The organism is Kordia sp. SMS9, assembly GCF_003352465.1.
Classification (GTDB): domain Bacteria; phylum Bacteroidota; class Bacteroidia; order Flavobacteriales; family Flavobacteriaceae; genus Kordia.
Window position 1 is genome coordinate 2,254,335 of record NZ_CP031153.1, and the last position, 18,093, is coordinate 2,272,427.

The 18,093-nt window shown below is 37.5% G+C and carries 16 protein-coding genes and 1 tRNA gene; all 17 read left to right on the top strand.

Annotated features, from left to right (window positions below):
* Positions 1–2 precede the first annotated feature (2 nt).
* Positions 3–470, top strand: a complete 468-nt coding sequence (gene mraZ / locus KORDIASMS9_RS09805; protein ID WP_114902675.1) for a division/cell wall cluster transcriptional repressor MraZ — start codon at positions 3–5, stop codon at positions 468–470.
* Positions 457–1,353, top strand: coding sequence for a 16S rRNA (cytosine(1402)-N(4))-methyltransferase RsmH (gene rsmH, locus KORDIASMS9_RS09810; protein ID WP_114902676.1), 897 nt, complete (start codon positions 457–459; stop codon positions 1,351–1,353). The genes mraZ and rsmH overlap by 14 nt, the downstream gene beginning before the upstream one ends.
* Positions 1,354–1,355: 2 nt before the next feature.
* A complete protein-coding gene (locus KORDIASMS9_RS09815) occupies positions 1,356–1,676 on the top strand; it encodes an FtsL-like putative cell division protein (RefSeq protein ID WP_114902677.1) in 321 nt (106 codons plus the stop codon).
* Between the two features lie 7 nt (positions 1,677–1,683).
* Entirely contained in the window at positions 1,684–3,687 is a 2,004-nt protein-coding gene (locus KORDIASMS9_RS09820) for a penicillin-binding protein (RefSeq protein ID WP_114902678.1), read from the top strand.
* Positions 3,684–5,147, top strand: coding sequence for a UDP-N-acetylmuramoyl-L-alanyl-D-glutamate--2,6-diaminopimelate ligase (locus KORDIASMS9_RS09825; protein ID WP_114902679.1), 1,464 nt, complete (start codon positions 3,684–3,686; stop codon positions 5,145–5,147). The genes KORDIASMS9_RS09820 and KORDIASMS9_RS09825 overlap by 4 nt, the downstream gene beginning before the upstream one ends.
* A gap of 43 nt (positions 5,148–5,190) precedes the next feature.
* Entirely contained in the window at positions 5,191–6,426 is a 1,236-nt protein-coding gene (gene mraY, locus KORDIASMS9_RS09830; RefSeq protein ID WP_114902680.1) for a phospho-N-acetylmuramoyl-pentapeptide-transferase, read from the top strand.
* Positions 6,427–6,592: 166 nt separating this feature from the next.
* Complete coding sequence (murD, locus tag KORDIASMS9_RS09835; protein ID WP_114902681.1) at positions 6,593–7,936, top strand: UDP-N-acetylmuramoyl-L-alanine--D-glutamate ligase; 1,344 nt, start codon at positions 6,593–6,595, stop codon at positions 7,934–7,936.
* A 156-nt stretch (positions 7,937–8,092) separates the two neighbouring features.
* Positions 8,093–9,301 carry an FtsW/RodA/SpoVE family cell cycle protein gene (locus KORDIASMS9_RS09840; protein WP_114902682.1) on the top strand — a complete coding sequence of 403 codons (1,209 nt, stop codon included), beginning with the start codon at positions 8,093–8,095 and terminating at the stop codon, positions 9,299–9,301.
* A 36-nt stretch (positions 9,302–9,337) separates the two neighbouring features.
* Positions 9,338–9,598 (top strand): four helix bundle protein, encoded by a 261-nt coding sequence (locus KORDIASMS9_RS09845; protein WP_240321165.1) that lies wholly within the window; start codon positions 9,338–9,340, stop codon positions 9,596–9,598.
* Between the two features lie 202 nt (positions 9,599–9,800).
* Positions 9,801–10,901 (top strand): undecaprenyldiphospho-muramoylpentapeptide beta-N-acetylglucosaminyltransferase, encoded by a 1,101-nt coding sequence (gene murG / locus KORDIASMS9_RS09850; RefSeq protein ID WP_114902683.1) that lies wholly within the window; start codon positions 9,801–9,803, stop codon positions 10,899–10,901.
* Positions 10,902–10,904: 3 nt separating this feature from the next.
* Positions 10,905–12,257, top strand: coding sequence for a UDP-N-acetylmuramate--L-alanine ligase (murC, locus tag KORDIASMS9_RS09855; protein ID WP_114902684.1), 1,353 nt, complete (start codon positions 10,905–10,907; stop codon positions 12,255–12,257).
* A 25-nt stretch (positions 12,258–12,282) separates the two neighbouring features.
* Entirely contained in the window at positions 12,283–12,966 is a 684-nt protein-coding gene (locus KORDIASMS9_RS09860) for a cell division protein FtsQ/DivIB (protein ID WP_371412762.1), read from the top strand.
* Between the two features lie 3 nt (positions 12,967–12,969).
* Complete coding sequence (gene ftsA / locus KORDIASMS9_RS09865; RefSeq protein ID WP_114902686.1) at positions 12,970–14,328, top strand: cell division protein FtsA; 1,359 nt, start codon at positions 12,970–12,972, stop codon at positions 14,326–14,328.
* A gap of 22 nt (positions 14,329–14,350) precedes the next feature.
* On the top strand, positions 14,351–16,288 hold the full coding sequence (gene ftsZ, locus KORDIASMS9_RS09870) for a cell division protein FtsZ (RefSeq protein WP_114902687.1): 1,938 nt from the start codon (positions 14,351–14,353) through the stop codon (positions 16,286–16,288).
* Between the two features lie 100 nt (positions 16,289–16,388).
* Entirely contained in the window at positions 16,389–16,838 is a 450-nt protein-coding gene (locus tag KORDIASMS9_RS09875; RefSeq protein ID WP_114902688.1) for a GatB/YqeY domain-containing protein, read from the top strand.
* A 35-nt stretch (positions 16,839–16,873) separates the two neighbouring features.
* Positions 16,874–16,947, top strand: a tRNA-Arg gene (locus KORDIASMS9_RS09880).
* A 226-nt stretch (positions 16,948–17,173) separates the two neighbouring features.
* Positions 17,174–18,088, top strand: a complete 915-nt coding sequence (locus KORDIASMS9_RS09885; RefSeq protein WP_114902689.1) for a FlgO family outer membrane protein — start codon at positions 17,174–17,176, stop codon at positions 18,086–18,088.
* Positions 18,089–18,093: the final 5 nt, after the last annotated feature.

Below are 18,093 nucleotides of genomic sequence, written 5' to 3' on the forward strand. Positions count from 1 at the left end.
ACGTGATAAATCTAATCGGAACATACGAATGTAAAGTTGACGCCAAAGGGCGAATGCTGGTTCCTGCGGGTTTAAAAAAGCAGTTGTCTCCAATTTTAGAACAAGGTTTTGTCATCAAAGAAGGGTTGTTCGGTTCCTGTTTAGAATTGCATCCGATGAGCGAATGGGATTCCGTGACACAAAAACTAAACAAATTGAACCGTTTTAAAAAGAAAAATGTCGATTTCATTCGAAGATTTAACAAAGGTGTTCGCATGGTAGATATTGACGCCGCAGGAAGATTGCTGATTCCGAAAGACTTAGTGGTTTTTGCAGGCATCAAAAAAGAAATCGTATTGTCGTCCGCAATCAACATTATAGAAATTTGGGATAAAGATCAATACAATGCAGCAACAGACGATACCGATATTGACATAGGAGATTTGGCTGAAGATGTAATGGGAAATGACGACGGCGATGGAATATCATAATCCTGTATTGCTGAAAGAAACGGTTGACGGACTCAACATCAAAGAAGATGGTGTCTATGTGGATGTCACTTTTGGTGGAGGCGGACATTCGAAAGAAATTTTGAATCGCTTAGGAGAACATGGAAAACTATATGCATTCGATCAAGATCAAGATGCGCTTGACAATGCAATTGACGATCCGCGATTTACGCTGATCAATCAAAATTTTAGACATCTTAAAAAGTTCTTACGCTTTTATGGAGTGCGAAAAGTAGATGGAATTCTGGGTGATTTTGGCGTGTCATCACATCAGTTTGACGTGGCAGAACGCGGTTTTTCATTGCGCTTTACAGCAGATTTAGACATGCGCATGGATCAAGAAAGTGAACTTTCAGCGGATCACGTTGTAAATGAATATGATGAAAATGACCTGCGATCAATCCTGTTTTTATATGGTGAAGTGCGAAATGCCAAAGCAATTGCTGCGCAGATCGTTTCCGCAAGAGCGGAAGCACCAATTCGTACAACAGAAGCCTTGCGAGAAGCCTTGCAGCGATTTTTGCCAAAACACCGAGAACACAAAGTGCTGGCGCAAATCTATCAGGCAATTCGCATTGAAGTGAATCAAGAAATAGAAGTCTTAAAGGAGTTTCTAGTGCAAACGCAAGAAATTTTAGAAAAAGGCGGACGATTAAGCTTGATCAGTTACCATTCACTCGAAGATCGTTTGGTAAAACGATTTATCCGAAATGGACTCTTTGAAGGCGAACCAGAAAAAGATTTTTATGGTAGAGTAGAAGTGCCTTTTAAAAAAGTGGGGAAATTAATTGTTCCATCACAAGAAGAAATAAAAACAAACAACAGAGCGCGCAGCGCAAAACTAAGAATAGCAGAACGTCTGTAAACATGAAGAAACAAAGTATATATGACATACTCAAAGGGAAGTTTCTCATTAAAGATGATGCGATCAAAAATTGGCGCTTCATTCTTTTTGCTTCCTTTTTAGCGTTGATTATGATTGCAAGTTCGCATTGGGCAGATGAAAAAGTACACAAAATTGCAAGGCTGAACGATCAAGTAAAAGAACTGAAAAGTGAATTTGTAGAAACGCGGACGACCTTGCAACAACTAAAACTAGAATCGTATATCACAGAAAAAGTTGCCAAAAGCGGATTGGCACCATCAGAAAATCCGCCAAAAAAAATTAGAGTAACGTCACAACAATAAACAACAAATGCCAGTAACCGAAAAAAACATATTAAACCGTTTATATTTTATCGCAGGAGGTATGTTTCTCTTCGCGATTGCGGTGGTGGTAAAGTTGGTCAATGTGCAATTTGTAGAAGGTGACAAGTACAAAACTCTTGCGGAAGAACACACGCTGCGCAAAGCGATCATTGAACCAAGTCGCGGCAATGTTTATGCAGATGACGGAAGCTTACTCGCAACGTCTGTATCTAAATACGATATTTATTTTGACACAAAAACCGTCAACAAAACGGTATTTACCGACAATGTAAAAGCATTGGCAGATTCATTGGCAAAATTAGTAGGCAACTCATCTGCACATCACGAAAGCAGATTAACCAAAGCGCGTGCCAACAAAGCACAATTCTACTCCATCGCTAAAAATTTAAGCTATGCAGAATACATTCGCATCCGACAATTTCCAATCTTCAAACGTGGCGCAAATAGAGGGGGATTTATTGATAAAGTAAAAACTGTACGCGAATATCCCATCGGAAAAATTGCACGTCGTACAGTTGGTCACGAACGCAAAGACAAAAATGGAAACTATACAAAAGTAGGTTTAGAAGGTGCTTTTGGGAAATACTTGCGTGGAAAAGAAGGAAGTCGCTTGGAACAAAAAATTGCCAAAGGACAATGGAAACCACTTTCTAACGGGAACGAACTAGAGCCGCAAGATGGTTTTGATATCATCTCTACCGTAAACGTAAACATTCAAGACATTGCGCATCATGCCCTGTTGGAACAATTGGAAAAATACAAAGCCGATCACGGTTGTGTGGTGGTGATGGAAGTGGCAACAGGAGAAATAAAAGCCATTTCAAACTTAGGAAGAAACAGCAAAGGAAACTATACGGAACGACTTAATTATGCGGTTGGAGAAGCACACGAACCAGGTTCTACATTCAAATTGATGGCAATCGTAGCAGCGTTGGAAGACAAAGTCATTGATAGTGATTATTTGGTGGATACCGAAAATGGACGCATCATATTTTACGGCGAAACTGTAGAAGATTCCAACCGACGCGGATATGGAACTATCACAGCTTCCAAAGCATTTGAAGTGTCTTCGAATGTCGGAGTTGTAAAAATCATTGATAATTTTTACGGAAAAAACCCAAAGAAATTTGTGGACAGATTGTACAATATGAATCTTCACGAACCATTGGGACTGCCAATTACAGGAGAAGGCAAGCCGAAAATTCCGCATCCGAACGATAAAGATTGGAGTGGAATTTCTTTACAGTGGATGGCGTACGGATATGGAGTATTACTTACACCATTACAAACGCTCACATTCTACAACGCCATTGCAAATGATGGAGAAATGGTGCGACCGCGATTTGTAAAAGCAGTTCGTGAAAACTGGTATACGAGTGAAAAAATGTTTGATAAAGAAGTTATCAATCCATCTATATGTTCTAAAGAAACTGTTGAAAAAGTTACAAAGATGATGCAAAACGTGGTAGAAAAAGAACACGGAACAGGAAACGGATTGTATTCACCAAACTTTTCTATGGCAGGAAAAACAGGAACCTGTCAAAAAAACTATGCGGTTAAAGAAGAGCGAGAATACATTTCAACCTTCTCAGGATTCTTCCCTGTGGAAAATCCAAAATATTCATGCATAGTAGTCATTCATGAGCCAGATCAAAAAATTGGCTACTACGGCGCAGATGTGTCTGGACCTGTATTCAAAAAAATAGCACATAAAATATATAGAGATACGCCGATATTTGATGAAGTAGAAAACATTGCACAAGTAGATAAAATCGTTGAAGAACATTACAAAGCGTATCAAGAAAAAGCAATAAAATACAAAACCATCGTGCCAAACGTAGTAGGAATGCCAGCAATGGACGCCATTCCGCTATTGGAAAACTTAGGACTGCGTGTAGAAATTAATGGAAACGGAAAAGTGACCAAACAATCGCTAGAAGCAGGTAAAAAAATAGGAACAGAAAAACGAATTGTACTAGAACTATCGTGAAAATACTAAAAGACATATTATATAAAGTACATATCGAAGCAGTGACTGGCGATACAAATATTGCTGTGCGCGAACTGGTTTTTGATTCACGAAAAGTACAATTGAACGATGTGTTTATCGCCATCAAAGGATATGAATTTGATGGACATAGTTATATAGATTCCGCAATTAAATCTGGAGCAATCGCGATTATTTGCGACATGATTCCAGAAAAAATTGTTAATGGAGTTACCTATATCCAAGTAGACAACGGAAGCAGCGCGTTGGCAATTATGGCAGCTAACTTTTACGGAAATCCTTCTGGGAATTTAAAATTGATCGGTGTTACAGGAACCAACGGAAAAACGACAGTTGCCACCTTATTATATCAACTCTTTAAAAAAGCAGGCTATAAAGTCGGATTGTTATCCACAGTACGAATTATGGTAAACGATACCGAATACAAAGCGACACATACAACCCCAGATTCGTTAACGATCAACAGGTATTTGGAAAAGATGAATCATGAAGGTGTGGAATACTGTTTTATGGAAGTTTCTTCACACGGAATTCACCAAAAAAGAACGGCTGGATTGGAATTTCAAGGTGGAATCTTTACGAATCTATCACATGATCATTTAGACTATCACGATACGTTTGCAGCATACAGAGATGTCAAAAAGAAATTCTTTGACGAATTGCCGAAAGATGCATTCTGTTTGGTGAATATTGATGATAAAAATGGCTTAGTAATGATGCAAAACACACAAGCCAAAAAATACACCTACGCACTCAAAACCTATGCTGATTATCGTTCGCAAGTATTGGAAAACAGCTTGGCAGGATTACTGCTAAAAATAAACGACAACGAAGTTTGGACGAAGCTTATAGGAAGTTTCAACGCGTATAACTTATTGTCTATTTACGCTACGGCGGAATTATTAGGCTTGGAAGAAATGGAAATCTTACGATTGATCAGTGAACTGGAAAACGTAAGTGGACGCTTTGAATATTTCATCACCAAAAATAAAATTACAGTCATAGTAGATTATGCGCATACGCCAGATGCATTAAAAAATGTATTGGAAACGGTGAACGACATCCGTACAGGAAACGAGCAACTGATTACGGTTGTGGGTTGTGGCGGCGATCGTGATGTGACGAAGCGACCGAAAATGGGACACATCGCGTCAAGCCTAAGCACCAAAGCAATCTTTACGTCCGACAATCCGCGAAGTGAAGATCCGATCAGCATCATTGAAGCCATTGAAAAAGGTGTAGAACCGCAAAACTATAAAAAAACACTTTCGATTACCAATCGGAAGCAAGCCATAAAAACAGCGTGTCAAATGGCAAGTGAAAACGATATCATTCTCATTGCAGGGAAAGGACATGAAACCTATCAAGAAGTCAAGGGAAAACGAACCGATTTCGACGATTACAAAATAGCCAAAGAAATACTAGACGATTTAAGTCAATAAACAATCAGTTTTAAAAAAAAAGCAACAACACCTAAAAAAGCACATGTTATACTACTTATTTGAATATCTCGAAAAGCAATACCAGTTTCCTGGAGCTTCTCTGTTTGGCTATCTGAGTTTCAGAGCGGCAATGGCAGTGATTTTTTCGTTGTTAATTTCTATGATTTTTGGAAAAAGAATTATCAATTATTTGCGCTCGAAACAAATTGGTGAAACGGTGCGCGATTTAGGATTGGCAGGGCAAAAAGAAAAAGCAGGAACGCCAACCATGGGAGGAGTCATCATCATTTTGGCAACCTTGGTTCCGGTATTACTTTTTGCAAAACTAGAAAACATTTACATCATCTTGCTTATAGTAACGACCATTTGGATGGGAATTATTGGTTTTATAGATGATTACATTAAGAAATTTAAAAACGATAAAAAAGGACTCAAAGGAAAGTTCAAAGTATTAGGACAAGTAGGATTGGGAATTATAGTAGGTGCAACGTTGTTCTTTCATCAAGATGTAACCATTAGAGAAGAATTGCCTGTGGTGAAGCAGCAACAAATATTGCAAAGTAATACAGCGCCTGCGGAAAAATTTGGAGAAGAAAAACGTTCAACGAAAACCACGATTCCTTTTGTAAAAGACAATGAGTTCGATTATGCAGATTTAATTACATGGATTAATCCTAATCTAGAAAAATATGCCTGGGTGATTTTTATTCTTATTACGATAGTTATTGTAACAGGCGTTTCAAATGGAGCAAACCTAACCGACGGAATTGATGGACTCGCTGCAGGAACTTCGGTCATCATTGTACTTACTCTGGGAATATTTGCATGGATTTCGGGGAACCTAATCTTCTCGGAATACTTGAATGTCATGTACATTCCAAGAGCGGGAGAAATCACGATATACATTGCTGCATTTGTCGGAGCATTAATTGGATTTCTTTGGTATAACACCTATCCAGCGCAAGTATTTATGGGCGATACAGGAAGCCTAACCATTGGAGGAATCATTGCGGTTATTGCAATTGCAATTCGTAAAGAATGGTTAATTCCAATCCTTTGTGGGGTTTTTGTAGCGGAAAACTTATCGGTGATCATGCAAGTAAGTTACTTTAAATACACACGAAAGAAATTTGGAGAAGGAAGACGGATATTCAAAATGTCACCATTACATCATCACTATCAAAAGCTAGGATATCACGAAAGTAAAATTGTCACCAGATTTTGGATTATCGGAATCTTACTTGCAATTCTTACAATAGTAACATTAAAGCTGAGATAAAGTTAGTAGTGAGATGTTAGTAGTGAGTATTGAGATAGTTCAAAGACAACTCAACAAAAAATCAAAAGCCAAAGGCAAACAGCCAACAGCTAAAAATAAGTTAAAAGTTATGAGTGAGAAAACCAGCAACCAACAACTAGTAACTAGCAACTAAAAAAGTAAAGTAGTGCAACAAAAACAACGATTGGTCATATTGGGCGCAGGAGAAAGCGGCGTAGGAACTGCCATCTTGGGAAAACAGCAAGGATATGAAGTATTTGTTTCGGACAAATCAGCCATCAAAGCGCATTACAAAAACGTTCTGAATCAGTTTGAAATAGATTGGGAAGAAAAGCAACATACAGAAGCAAAAATTTTCAATGCCAATATCGTGATGAAAAGTCCAGGCATTCCAGATGCGATTCCGTTGGTGAAATCGCTTCGTGAACGAGGAATTTCAGTGATTTCGGAAATCGAATTTGCAGTACAGTTCACAAATGCAACCATGATAGGAATCACAGGAAGCAACGGAAAAACCACCACAACGATGTTAACGCATCATGTGTTAAAAGAAGGCGGATTGAATGTAGGAGTGGCAGGAAATATGGGCGCAAGTTTTGCCAAGCAAGTGGCGGAAGAAAACTATGATCAATATGTGTTGGAATTAAGCAGCTTTCAACTCGATGGAATTGTAGATTTTAAACCACACATTGCCATCATCACAAGCATTACGCCCGATCATTTAGATCGATATGACTATAAGTTTGAAAACTACATCGCTTCCAAATTTAGAATAGCGATGAACCAAACAAAAGAAGATTATCTCATCTATGACGCCGACAATGAAGTCATCGTCAATGGATTGAAAACGCACAAAGTAAAATCGACTTTAATACCATTTTCACTCAAAAACAAACAAGAAAATGGTGCATATATACAAGACAAAAACATAATACTAACAATACAAAATAAGACAATTACTATGCCGACGGACTCGCTAGCACTAGAAGGACAACACAACGTAAAAAACGCAATGGCAGCATCTGCAGTAGCACAACTATTAAACATTCGGAAGCAAACCATACGTGAAAGTATGTCAGGATTTCAAGGTGTCGAACATCGTTTGGAAAAAGTATTGAAAATCCAAAATGTACAATACATCAACGATTCCAAAGCTACGAATATCAACGCTACGTATTACGCTTTAGAAAGTATGACAACGCAAACCGTTTGGATTGTGGGAGGTGTTGACAAAGGAAACGATTACTCAGATTTACTGCCGTTGGTGCACGAAAAAGTAAAAGCGATCATTTGCTTAGGAGTAGACAACTCTAAAATCATAGAATCGTTTGGTGGCGTTACCGATTTAATGGTAGAAACGACTTCCATGAGTGAAGCGGTGAAAATAGCACACAAAATTGCTGAAAAAGGAAACAATGTATTGTTATCGCCAGCCTGTGCAAGTTTTGATTTATTTGAAAACTATGAAGAACGTGGAAAACAATTCAAAGCTGCGGTAAGAAATCTGTAACTACGATAGTAAATGACGAATAACGAATAACGAAGTTAGAATAGTTAATAGTAAATTTTGAATTTTAAATTGAAAAAATACGTTTAACAAACAACAAACAACAAACAACAAACAACAAACAACAAACAACAAACAACAAACAACAAACAACAATTAATGAACACCATCTTTAAAAACATAAAAGGAGATAGAGCGCTTTGGGCAGTAGTTGCCTTACTAGCGCTATTCTCGTTTTTACCTGTATACAGCGCCAGCAGTAATTTGGCGTACTTATACGGAGATGGAAATACCCTAAAATTCTTAGTAAAACACGCTTCGCATTTATTCTTAGGATTTGCTATCATATACGGTGTGCATCGAATGCCGTATCACTATTTCAAAGGTTTGTCGCTCATTATGTTGCCCATTGTATTGTTCTTTCTAATCTATACGTTAGCCCAAGGAAACACCATTGGTGGCGCCAATGCGAGTCGTTGGATGCGCATTCCGTTTGTGGGACTCAAATTTCAAACGTCCACCTTGGCAAGTGTAATATTGATGATGTATGTGGCACGATATCTGTCGAAAATTGAAAACAAAGTCGTTACGTTCAAAGAAACCATTTTACCTCTTTGGGTGCCTGTGTTTCTAGTCGTCGGATTGATATTACCAGCAAACTTTTCCACGACTGCGATCATCTTTTCCATGGTATTAATGTTGTGTTTTTTGGGCGGTTATCCGTGGAAATATCTCTTACTCGTAGTAGGATCTGGAATTGTGGGATTGGCTTTGTTTATTACGATTGGAAGAGCGATTCCAGGACCGATTCAAGTAAAAATACAAACCTGGGAAAATCGTGTGTCCAACTATTGGAATCCAGATGAAGAAGAAAAAAAGAAAAACAAAGGAAACTATCAAATCGAAAGAGCAAAAATCGCGATTGCTAGTGGCGGAATTGTAGGTGTAGGCGCAGGGAAAAGTGTAATGAAGAACCTATTGCCGCAAAGTTCATCGGACTTTATTTACGCGATCATCGTAGAAGAATACGGTTTAGTGGGCGGTTTGTCGTTGCTATTTCTGTATTTACTATTGCTATTTCGGATTGTCATTGTGGCGCACAAGGCAGATACGATCTTTGGAAAATTACTCGCCATCGGTGTCGGATTGCCCATCGTGTTTCAAGCATTAATCAACATGGCAGTTGCGGTCGAATTATTTCCAGTCACAGGACAAACCTTACCATTAATCAGTAGTGGAGGAACGTCTATATGGATGACCTGTTTAGCGATAGGAATTGTATTAAGTGTCAGTAAAAAACGAGAAGAAATTTTAGAACAAAAAGAAAAAGACGAAAATCCGTTGGCGGTGTTGAGTGAAGCACTTTGATTTTAGATTGTTGATTTACGATTTTTGATTTGAAATATGAAAGAGATTTTGAAAAATAGAACTAAAAGGTTTGCTTCAGATTGTTGGAAACTGTGTTCTAAATTTCCAATCTCAAGAGAGTATAATGCGTATTGTAATCAATTGATACGATGTTCATCATCAGTTGGAGCTAATTGTAGAGCTAAATCAAAAGCTGACTTTATATATAAATTAAAAATCGTAGAAGAAGAAGCAGACGAGAGCATGTATTTTTTGGAATTATTTTCTGAGATAACAGATAAAGAAAAAATGAAATAAATCGTTTGCACAAAGAAGCTAATGAAATTTTATCAATCATAATTTCGTCAATAAAGACAATAAAAAGTCGCAAATAATAAATAATCATAAAGAATAGTTTTTATAAATAGCGCAAGAGTAAGTAGAAATAAAAAGACAAAATATAATTAGCGAAAAGACAGCAAAAAGTCACAAATCGTAAATCAAAAATCGTAAATCGAAAATGAACAAGCAATCCTACAAAATAATCCTATCAGGTGGCGGAACAGGAGGACATATCTATCCTGCGATTGCGATTGCGAACGAATTAAAAAAACGCTATCCCGAATCCGAATTCCTATTTGTAGGAGCGAAAGACCGAATGGAAATGGAAAAAGTACCACAAGCGGGTTACAAGATTGAAGGTTTGTGGATTTCAGGATTGCAACGAAAATTGACATTAAAAAACATGATGTTTCCGTTCAAACTCATCAGTAGTTTGTGGAAATCGCGAAAAATTGTCAAAAAATTCAAGCCAGATGTAGTTATTGGTACAGGCGGATTTGCAAGTGGACCATTATTAAAAGTAGCTTCTGGGAAAAAAGTGCCTGCGTTAATTCAAGAACAGAATTCCTATGCAGGAAAAACAAACAAATGGTTAGCGAAGCAAGTACAGAAAATTTGTGTGGCGTATGATGACATGGAACGTTTCTTCCCAAACGGAAAAATTATAAAAACAGGAAATCCTGTACGACAAGATTTATTAGAAATCACTAGTAAAAGAGCAGAAGCAATAACGTTTTTTCAATTAAAAGAAAACACAAAAACTGTTTTGATTATTGGCGGAAGTTTGGGCGCACGGAGAATCAATCAACTCATAGAAGCTGAGCTAGACTTCTTCAAAGCACAAAACGTACAACTAATTTGGCAATGCGGAAAGTTCTATTACGATCAGTATAAAAAATACGACGCATTGGAACATGTGCAAGTGCATCAATTTGTCAATAAAATGGATTTGGCGTACGCTGCGGCAGATGTTGTCATTTCTAGAGCTGGCGCAAGTTCAGTATCAGAATTATGCATCGTAGGAAAACCTGTGATTTTCATTCCGTCGCCAAATGTAGCTGAAGATCATCAAACTAAAAATGCATTGGCAATCACAGAAAAAGAAGCGGGAATTTTAATTCGTGAACGTGAACTAGACGAAAAGTTTGAAAAAGAATTTACAGCGTTGATTCAGTCAGAACAAAAACAAACTGAATTAGGTCAAAAAATAAAGGAATTAGCATTACCAGACGCAACACAAAGAATTGTTGATGAAGTAGAAAAATTATTGAAAAATTAAAGCGTGAACTTAAAAAACATACATAACGTTTATTTTGTAGGCATCGGCGGCATCGGCATGTCTGCGTTGGCACGCTATTTCAAATTCAACAACAAAAACGTAGCGGGATACGATCGTGTAAAAACCGACATCACGGACGGTTTGGAAGCCTTGGATATTCAAGTATCTACCAAAGATGATGTTTCTGAAATTCCAAGAGTATATCTCAACAAAGAAAACACGATTATCATTTACACACCAGCAGTTCCAAATTCACATACAGAATTGACCTATTTCCGTGAGTACGATTTTGCTATATACAAAAGAGCGGAAGTTTTGGGACTGATCACGAAAGATACCTTTTGTTTGGGCGTGGCAGGAACGCATGGAAAAACCACCACATCTAGCATTTTGGGACATTTATTAGCAGAATCAGGAGCAGATGTTACGGCTTTTTTAGGTGGAATTGCAGAAAATTACAACTCCAACCTAATTCTAAAAGGAAACGAAATTACGGTGGTAGAAGCAGATGAATTCGATCGATCGTTTTTACAACTTTCGCCAGATATCGCTTGCATCACATCCACGGATGCGGATCATTTGGACATTTATGGTGAAAAAGAAGCGTTATTGGATTCGTTTGTGGAATTCACCAAATGCATCAAGCCAAGCGGAAAATTATTTGTGCAGGAAGATATTACGTTAGATGGAATCACGTATGGATTCAAAGAAACATCGAACTATCACATTAAAAACATACACATACAATATGGAGCGTATGTGTTTGATATTGTAACGCCCAAAAAAATCATTGAAGACGTGCAATTTCATTTACCCGGACGACACAATCTGTTAAACGGTCTAGTAGCTTTCGCGATGGCGGATATCATAGGAACCCCAACCGACCGCCTCGCCAAAGCTTTGGGTACATTTTTAGGAGTAAAACGTAGATTTTCGTATCAAATAAAAACAGAAGATTTTGTTTTTATTGACGATTATGCGCATCATCCGACGGAACTCAACGCCTTACATCAAGCGGTTCGTGAGATGTATCCAGGAAAAAAAGTAACGGCGATATTTCAACCGCATCTTTTTAGCAGAACGCGTGATTTTGCCGATGAATTTGCGGAAAGTTTAGCGCAGTTTGATGCAGTTATTCTCTTAGAGATTTATCCCGCAAGGGAAATACCAATAGCAGGAATTACCTCTAATTGGTTATTGGGAAAAATAAAAAACGATCAAAAACAATTGATTGCCAAAGAACATTTAATCGATCATGTTGCCAATATTGACACAGATGTGTTGTTAACTGTTGGCGCAGGCGATATAGGAGCAGAAGTAGAAAAAATTAAAAATATATTGACCGTTGAAAGTTAATTGGAATCTTATCAAAGGAATCATCATGATTGCAATAGTGATCTTTCTATATGCCTTTTCGGCGCATAGAAATGCCGCGCGTGTCATTGAAAATCCGGACGTAAAATTTCTGGAAAGAGAGCAAGATTTCATCACCAGAGCGATGGTTAATAAATTGTTAATACAAAATAAGGATAGTGTTACGAACATACGAAAAGAACAACTAGATTTGGATGTTCTAGAGGAACGTTTACGCGCGAATGAAATGATTCAAGATGCAGAAGTGTATCTGTCTGTAAATGGGACTCTTGGTGCTAAAATTAAACAGCGAACACCGATAGCTCGTATCGCAACAAAAAACTCTTATTATATCGATTCTGAAGGGAAAGCTATGCCTTTGTCTACAGTTTCTGCTGCTCGTGTTCCATTTGTGGAAGGGAAAGTGAATAAAAAAGAGTTAAAAAACATATACGTGCTTGCCAACTATATTGCGGAAGATGACTTCTTAAAAAAGAATGTGATCTCCATCATACAAAACGATAACAAAACATTCAATCTGAAGTTAAGAACGAATGATTTTGTCGTGCAGTTTGGCAACATAAAAAATATAGAGAAGAAGGTGAATAATTTGAAAGCGTTTTACAAAAAGGCAACCAAAGATAAAACGTTGAATGATTATGCAAAAGTTGATTTAAAATTTACCAATCAAGTAGTGTGCACCAAAAAATAAGTCATGGAAAACAATAACATCGCAGTAGGATTAGACATAGGAACCACAAAAATTGTGGCAATGATTGGGCGAGAAAATGAATACGGGAAGCTCGAAATTCTTGGAGTAGGAAAATCCAAGAGTCTCGGTGTGCATCGTGGTGTCGTAAATAATATTACACAAACCATTCAATCCATACAGCAAGCTGTGCAAGGCGCGGAAAGTGATTCTGGTGATTATAAAATAACGGAAGTTGTAGTGGGAATCGCAGGGCAACACATTCGCAGTTTGCAACACAGCGATTACATAACGCGAAACAATGCCGATGAAGTGATTAATGAAGCAGATATTGACTTATTGATCAACCAAGTATACAAATTAGTGATGTTGCCTGGGGAAGAAATTATTCATGTGCTTCCGCAAGAATACAAAGTAGATGGGCAAGCTGAAATTAAAGAACCCATCGGAATGTACGGCGGACGCTTAGAAGCAAATTTTCACGTAGTTGTGGGACAAGTTTCTTCTATTCGTAACATTGGTCGTTGTGTAAAAAGCTCTGGTTTAGATTTGGCAAATATCACACTAGAACCGTTAGCTTCTGCCAACGCCGTGTTGAGTCAGGAAGAAAAAGAAGCTGGCGTTGCATTGATTGATATTGGAGGTGGAACCACAGATTTGGCGATTTTTAAAGACGGAATCATTCGCCATACGGCAGTCATTCCATTTGGAGGAAATGTCATCACAGAAGATATAAAAGAAGGTTGCTCCATTATAGAAAAACAAGCAGAATTGCTCAAAATAAAATTTGGATCGGCTTGGCCAGGAGAAAATAAGGACAACGAAATTGTGTCCATTCCTGGATTACGCGGAAGAGAACCCAAAGAGATTACGTTAAAAAATCTCTCTAAAATAATTCATGCACGTGTTGTTGAAATCGTAGAACAAGCGTACTTAGAAATTAAGAATTACGGACATGAAGAACAAAAGAAAAAGCTAATTGCAGGCATTGTGTTAACAGGTGGCGGAAGTCAGTTGAATCACTTAAAGCAATTGGTCGAATACATTACGGGAATGGATACGCGAATCGGGTATCCAAACGAACATCTGGCAGGCGATTCAGACCCAGATATGGCGAGTCCGCTATATGCAACCGCTGTCGGATTAGTAATGAATGCTATTGAAAACCAATCAAAATTTGTTGTTGAGGAAGAAGTTGTGGAATCACCTACAGAAACAATTTCAAAAGCTGAATCAGCTACCGAAGACAACACAGAAACAACCAATACCAGTGCTCCAAAACCATCGGAACCCAAAAAAGAACGCAAGTCGATCTTTGAAAAATGGGCCGATAAGTTGAAAGATTTTTTAGATAACGCAGAATAATAAAAAAACAGTTTTAAGAATTATGAGTAGCAACACAGAATTCGGAAACATTTCATTTGATTTACCAAAAAATCAATCAAATGTAATTAAAGTGATCGGTGTAGGTGGCGGTGGAAGTAACGCTATCAACCACATGTTCCAGCAAGGAATAAAAGGTGTAGACTTTGTGATTTGTAATACAGATTCACAAGCACTACAAAACAGTCCCGTGCCTAATAAAATACAATTAGGAGTTTCGTTGACGGAAGGATTGGGCGCAGGAGCCAACCCAGACGTTGGTGAAAAAGCGGCTTTAGAAAGTATTGATGATATTGGTACAATGCTCGATACGAATACGAAAATGGTATTCATTACGGCAGGAATGGGCGGTGGAACTGGAACCGGAGCGGCGCCAGTCATTGCAAAATTAGCCAAAGACAGAGACATATTAACCGTTGGTATTGTAACGATTCCTTTTAAGTTTGAAGGAAGAATGCGAAATACACAAGCGCGTGTTGGTGTGGAAAAATTACGTTCGCATGTAGATTCGCTCATTGTGATCAATAACGATAAACTACGAGAAGTATACGGAAACTTAGGTTTTAAGGCAGGATTCTCCAAAGCAGATGAAGTTTTATCGACAGCTTCAAGAGGAATTGCAGAAGTTATTACGCATCACTACACGCAAAATATTGACTTGCGCGATGCAAAAACGGTGTTATCTAATAGTGGAACCGCCATCATGGGATCTTCGAATGCTTCTGGTGCAAACAGAGCGAGCGAAGCCATTATGAAAGCCTTAGATTCTCCATTATTGAATGACAATAAAATTTCAGGAGCTAAAAACGTACTGTTGCTTATCGTTTCTGGTTCTGAAGAAATCACGATTGATGAAATCGGTGAAATCAACGATCATATTCAAAATGAAGCTGGTGGAAGCGCCAATATCATTATGGGAGTTGGAGAAGATGAAACCTTGGAAGATGCAATTTCGGTAACGATTATCGCCACGGGTTTTGATGTAGATCAGCAGGATGAAATCGTGAATACAGAATCAAAAAAAGTAATTCACACGTTAGAAGATGAACAACCAGCCGTACAAGATTTAACACCAAAATCGACAGCTGTAGTTACTCCAACTATTCCTCAAAAACCTTCAGAAGATCTAAAACCAGAAGCGAAAAAAGTAATTCGTCATACCTTGGTGGATGATACTGTGGAATTCAATTTAATTCCGACGACGGAAATCATCAAAAACATGTCTGTCATTTATGAAGAAGTAAAGGCGACAAATATTCAAGACGAATTCATTATTACGAATATATCGGATGAAATTAAAGACATTGAGGTAAATGATCCGGAATTTGTGGTAGCTCAACCAAAAGAAGATGAAGAGAACCAAATTTCTTTTACTTTTGACATGCCATTAGCAAATCCTGCAAAGGAAGAAACGCAGATGCAAGAGGAAAATATTACACGATTCGATTTGTCGGAAGATGTAAGTTCTATTGAAGTGAATGATCATGTGGAAGTGATTCCTGTGACAGAAGTGCATGACAAAGGTGTTACGCGTTACAGTTTGGACGACTATATGGACGAAGAATCCACTTCTGAAAAAAATAGTGCGCAAGCAGCCGAAGATGGTATAGTTTTTGAAAAGAAAACTGTGGAAAGTCCAGCGGATGAAACTCCAACTACAGATACTGTTGATCCAGTGAATTGTACAATTGAAGAGAGTTTAAAAAGCAGAACGGACGAACGAAAGCGAAAGTTAAAAGAGTTTAATTATAAATTCAATAACAATAATGTCAATCGTATTGAAGAAATTGAGAAGCAACCTGCTTATAAAAGAGCAGGAATTGAGCTCAATGATGCTAAAGCGACAGACAATAAAGCTTCCCGAACCAGTTTAGGTACGGATAGCAATGATGATATGCAACTGAGAAACAATAATTCTTTTTTGCACGATAACGTTGACTAATTTGATTTAGTACTATTATATATGTTTTTTTAAACCCGGAAATTGCTGTTCGATTTTCGGGTTTAATTTTTTATCTTCGCGTATTCAAAAAATAAAGACCATGGGATTACAACAAGATATAATGACGGCAATGAAAACGGCAATGAAAGCAAAAGACCAAACGGCTTTGGCGGCATTACGTGCGGTAAAATCTGAACTTTTGTTAGCAAAAACGAGTGGATCAGGTGAGGAGTTGACGGAAGCAGATGAAATTAAGATTTTGCAAAAATTGGTAAAGCAACGTAAAGATAGTGCTGCCATTTATTTAGAACAAGACAGAAAAGATTTGGCGCTTCCTGAGATCGATCAAGCAGAAGTCATCAGTCAATTTTTACCAGAAGCGTTGAGTGAAGAAGAAATAGAAAAAGTAGTTGTCATGACTATTGACGACATTGGTGCTTCAGGCATGAAAGACATGGGAAAAGTAATGGGAATCGTTTCCAAAGAATTGGCAGGACAAGCAGATGGAAAAACCATTTCTACCATTGTAAAGGCAAAATTATCGAATTAACATAATAGGATTCCCGATTTCGCGGGAATTCACTTGGCCTCGTGGCGCAACTGAATAGCGCACTGGATTTCGGCTCCAGCGGTTGCAGGTTTGAATCCTGCCGGGGTCACAAAAATTGCAAAAACCTGTAATTTAAAGCATTACAGGTTTTTTGTTTTTATACCCGGGCGGACGGATTTTTATAAATATTTGAATTTTAAAAAAATCTAAAAGTTAGATTACTTACAATATTTACAAGAGTATAGTAAGTAAATTCCCCTAATTTTAAAAAGAAATCAAATTCTTATGGCTACTTCTTAGTACTTTCATAAAGTAAACCATAAATTATAATCTCTATGAAACGTATTATGCTCTTAAACTTCATTTTTATTATTTGTAATTTTTCAAACTTATATGCACAAGATTTTGACATAGAACTCAAGAAATTAGCAGAAACCATTGCTGCTAAATTAAATGGAAAAGAAAAAAAGAAAATTGCTGTTTGGGGATTTGTTACCGAAAATGGGGAACGGACTTCTTTAGGGAATTATATTACCGAAGACTTTTCAATTTATATTACCAATGCAGGAGAGCAATTTGAAGTGATAGATCGCAATCACTTGGACACGCTTTTAAAAGAACACAAACTCAACTCAGAAGGATATATAGATGATGCAACAGCCAAAAAACTGGGAAAAATTATTGCGGTAGATGCTGTTATTACAGGAACTTATAGCGTTTTGGACAAAAATATAAAAGTCCGTGTAAAAGTACTAGACACCGAAACAGCTTTACAATTTGCAGCAGCCATTTCAAAATTAGCCATCAATGAAGATGTAGCATCTTATCTTGGTGTTAATGTCAATGGAAGCAATACAAAAAATAAAGGCTTTAACAGACCGTTAGCTTCGGGTGAATCGGTTAACAATCCTGAAACTGTAGATCCAAAATGTAGAGAAGGGAAATTTGGCGATCTGTGTTTTTATAATTCTACAAATAAAAAAGTGATAGTAGTTGTAAAGTGTCATATTTCAAAAAATACGTTCAATCCTACAATTAAAAACTTTTTTTTACAACCTAAGGAAACTAAGTGTGTATACGGACTCAAAAGTATAGAGTCTCAGTTTTTTATAGCTACTTGGACTAAATTTAATAAGGAAATCAGAGGAAATGTACGTTATCTTACCAATGATAGATATAGAAAATACCTAAAAGATTTCGGCGAACTCAAAGTAGAAACTTGTAAATCGAAGACTTACACGATAAAATAATCAAC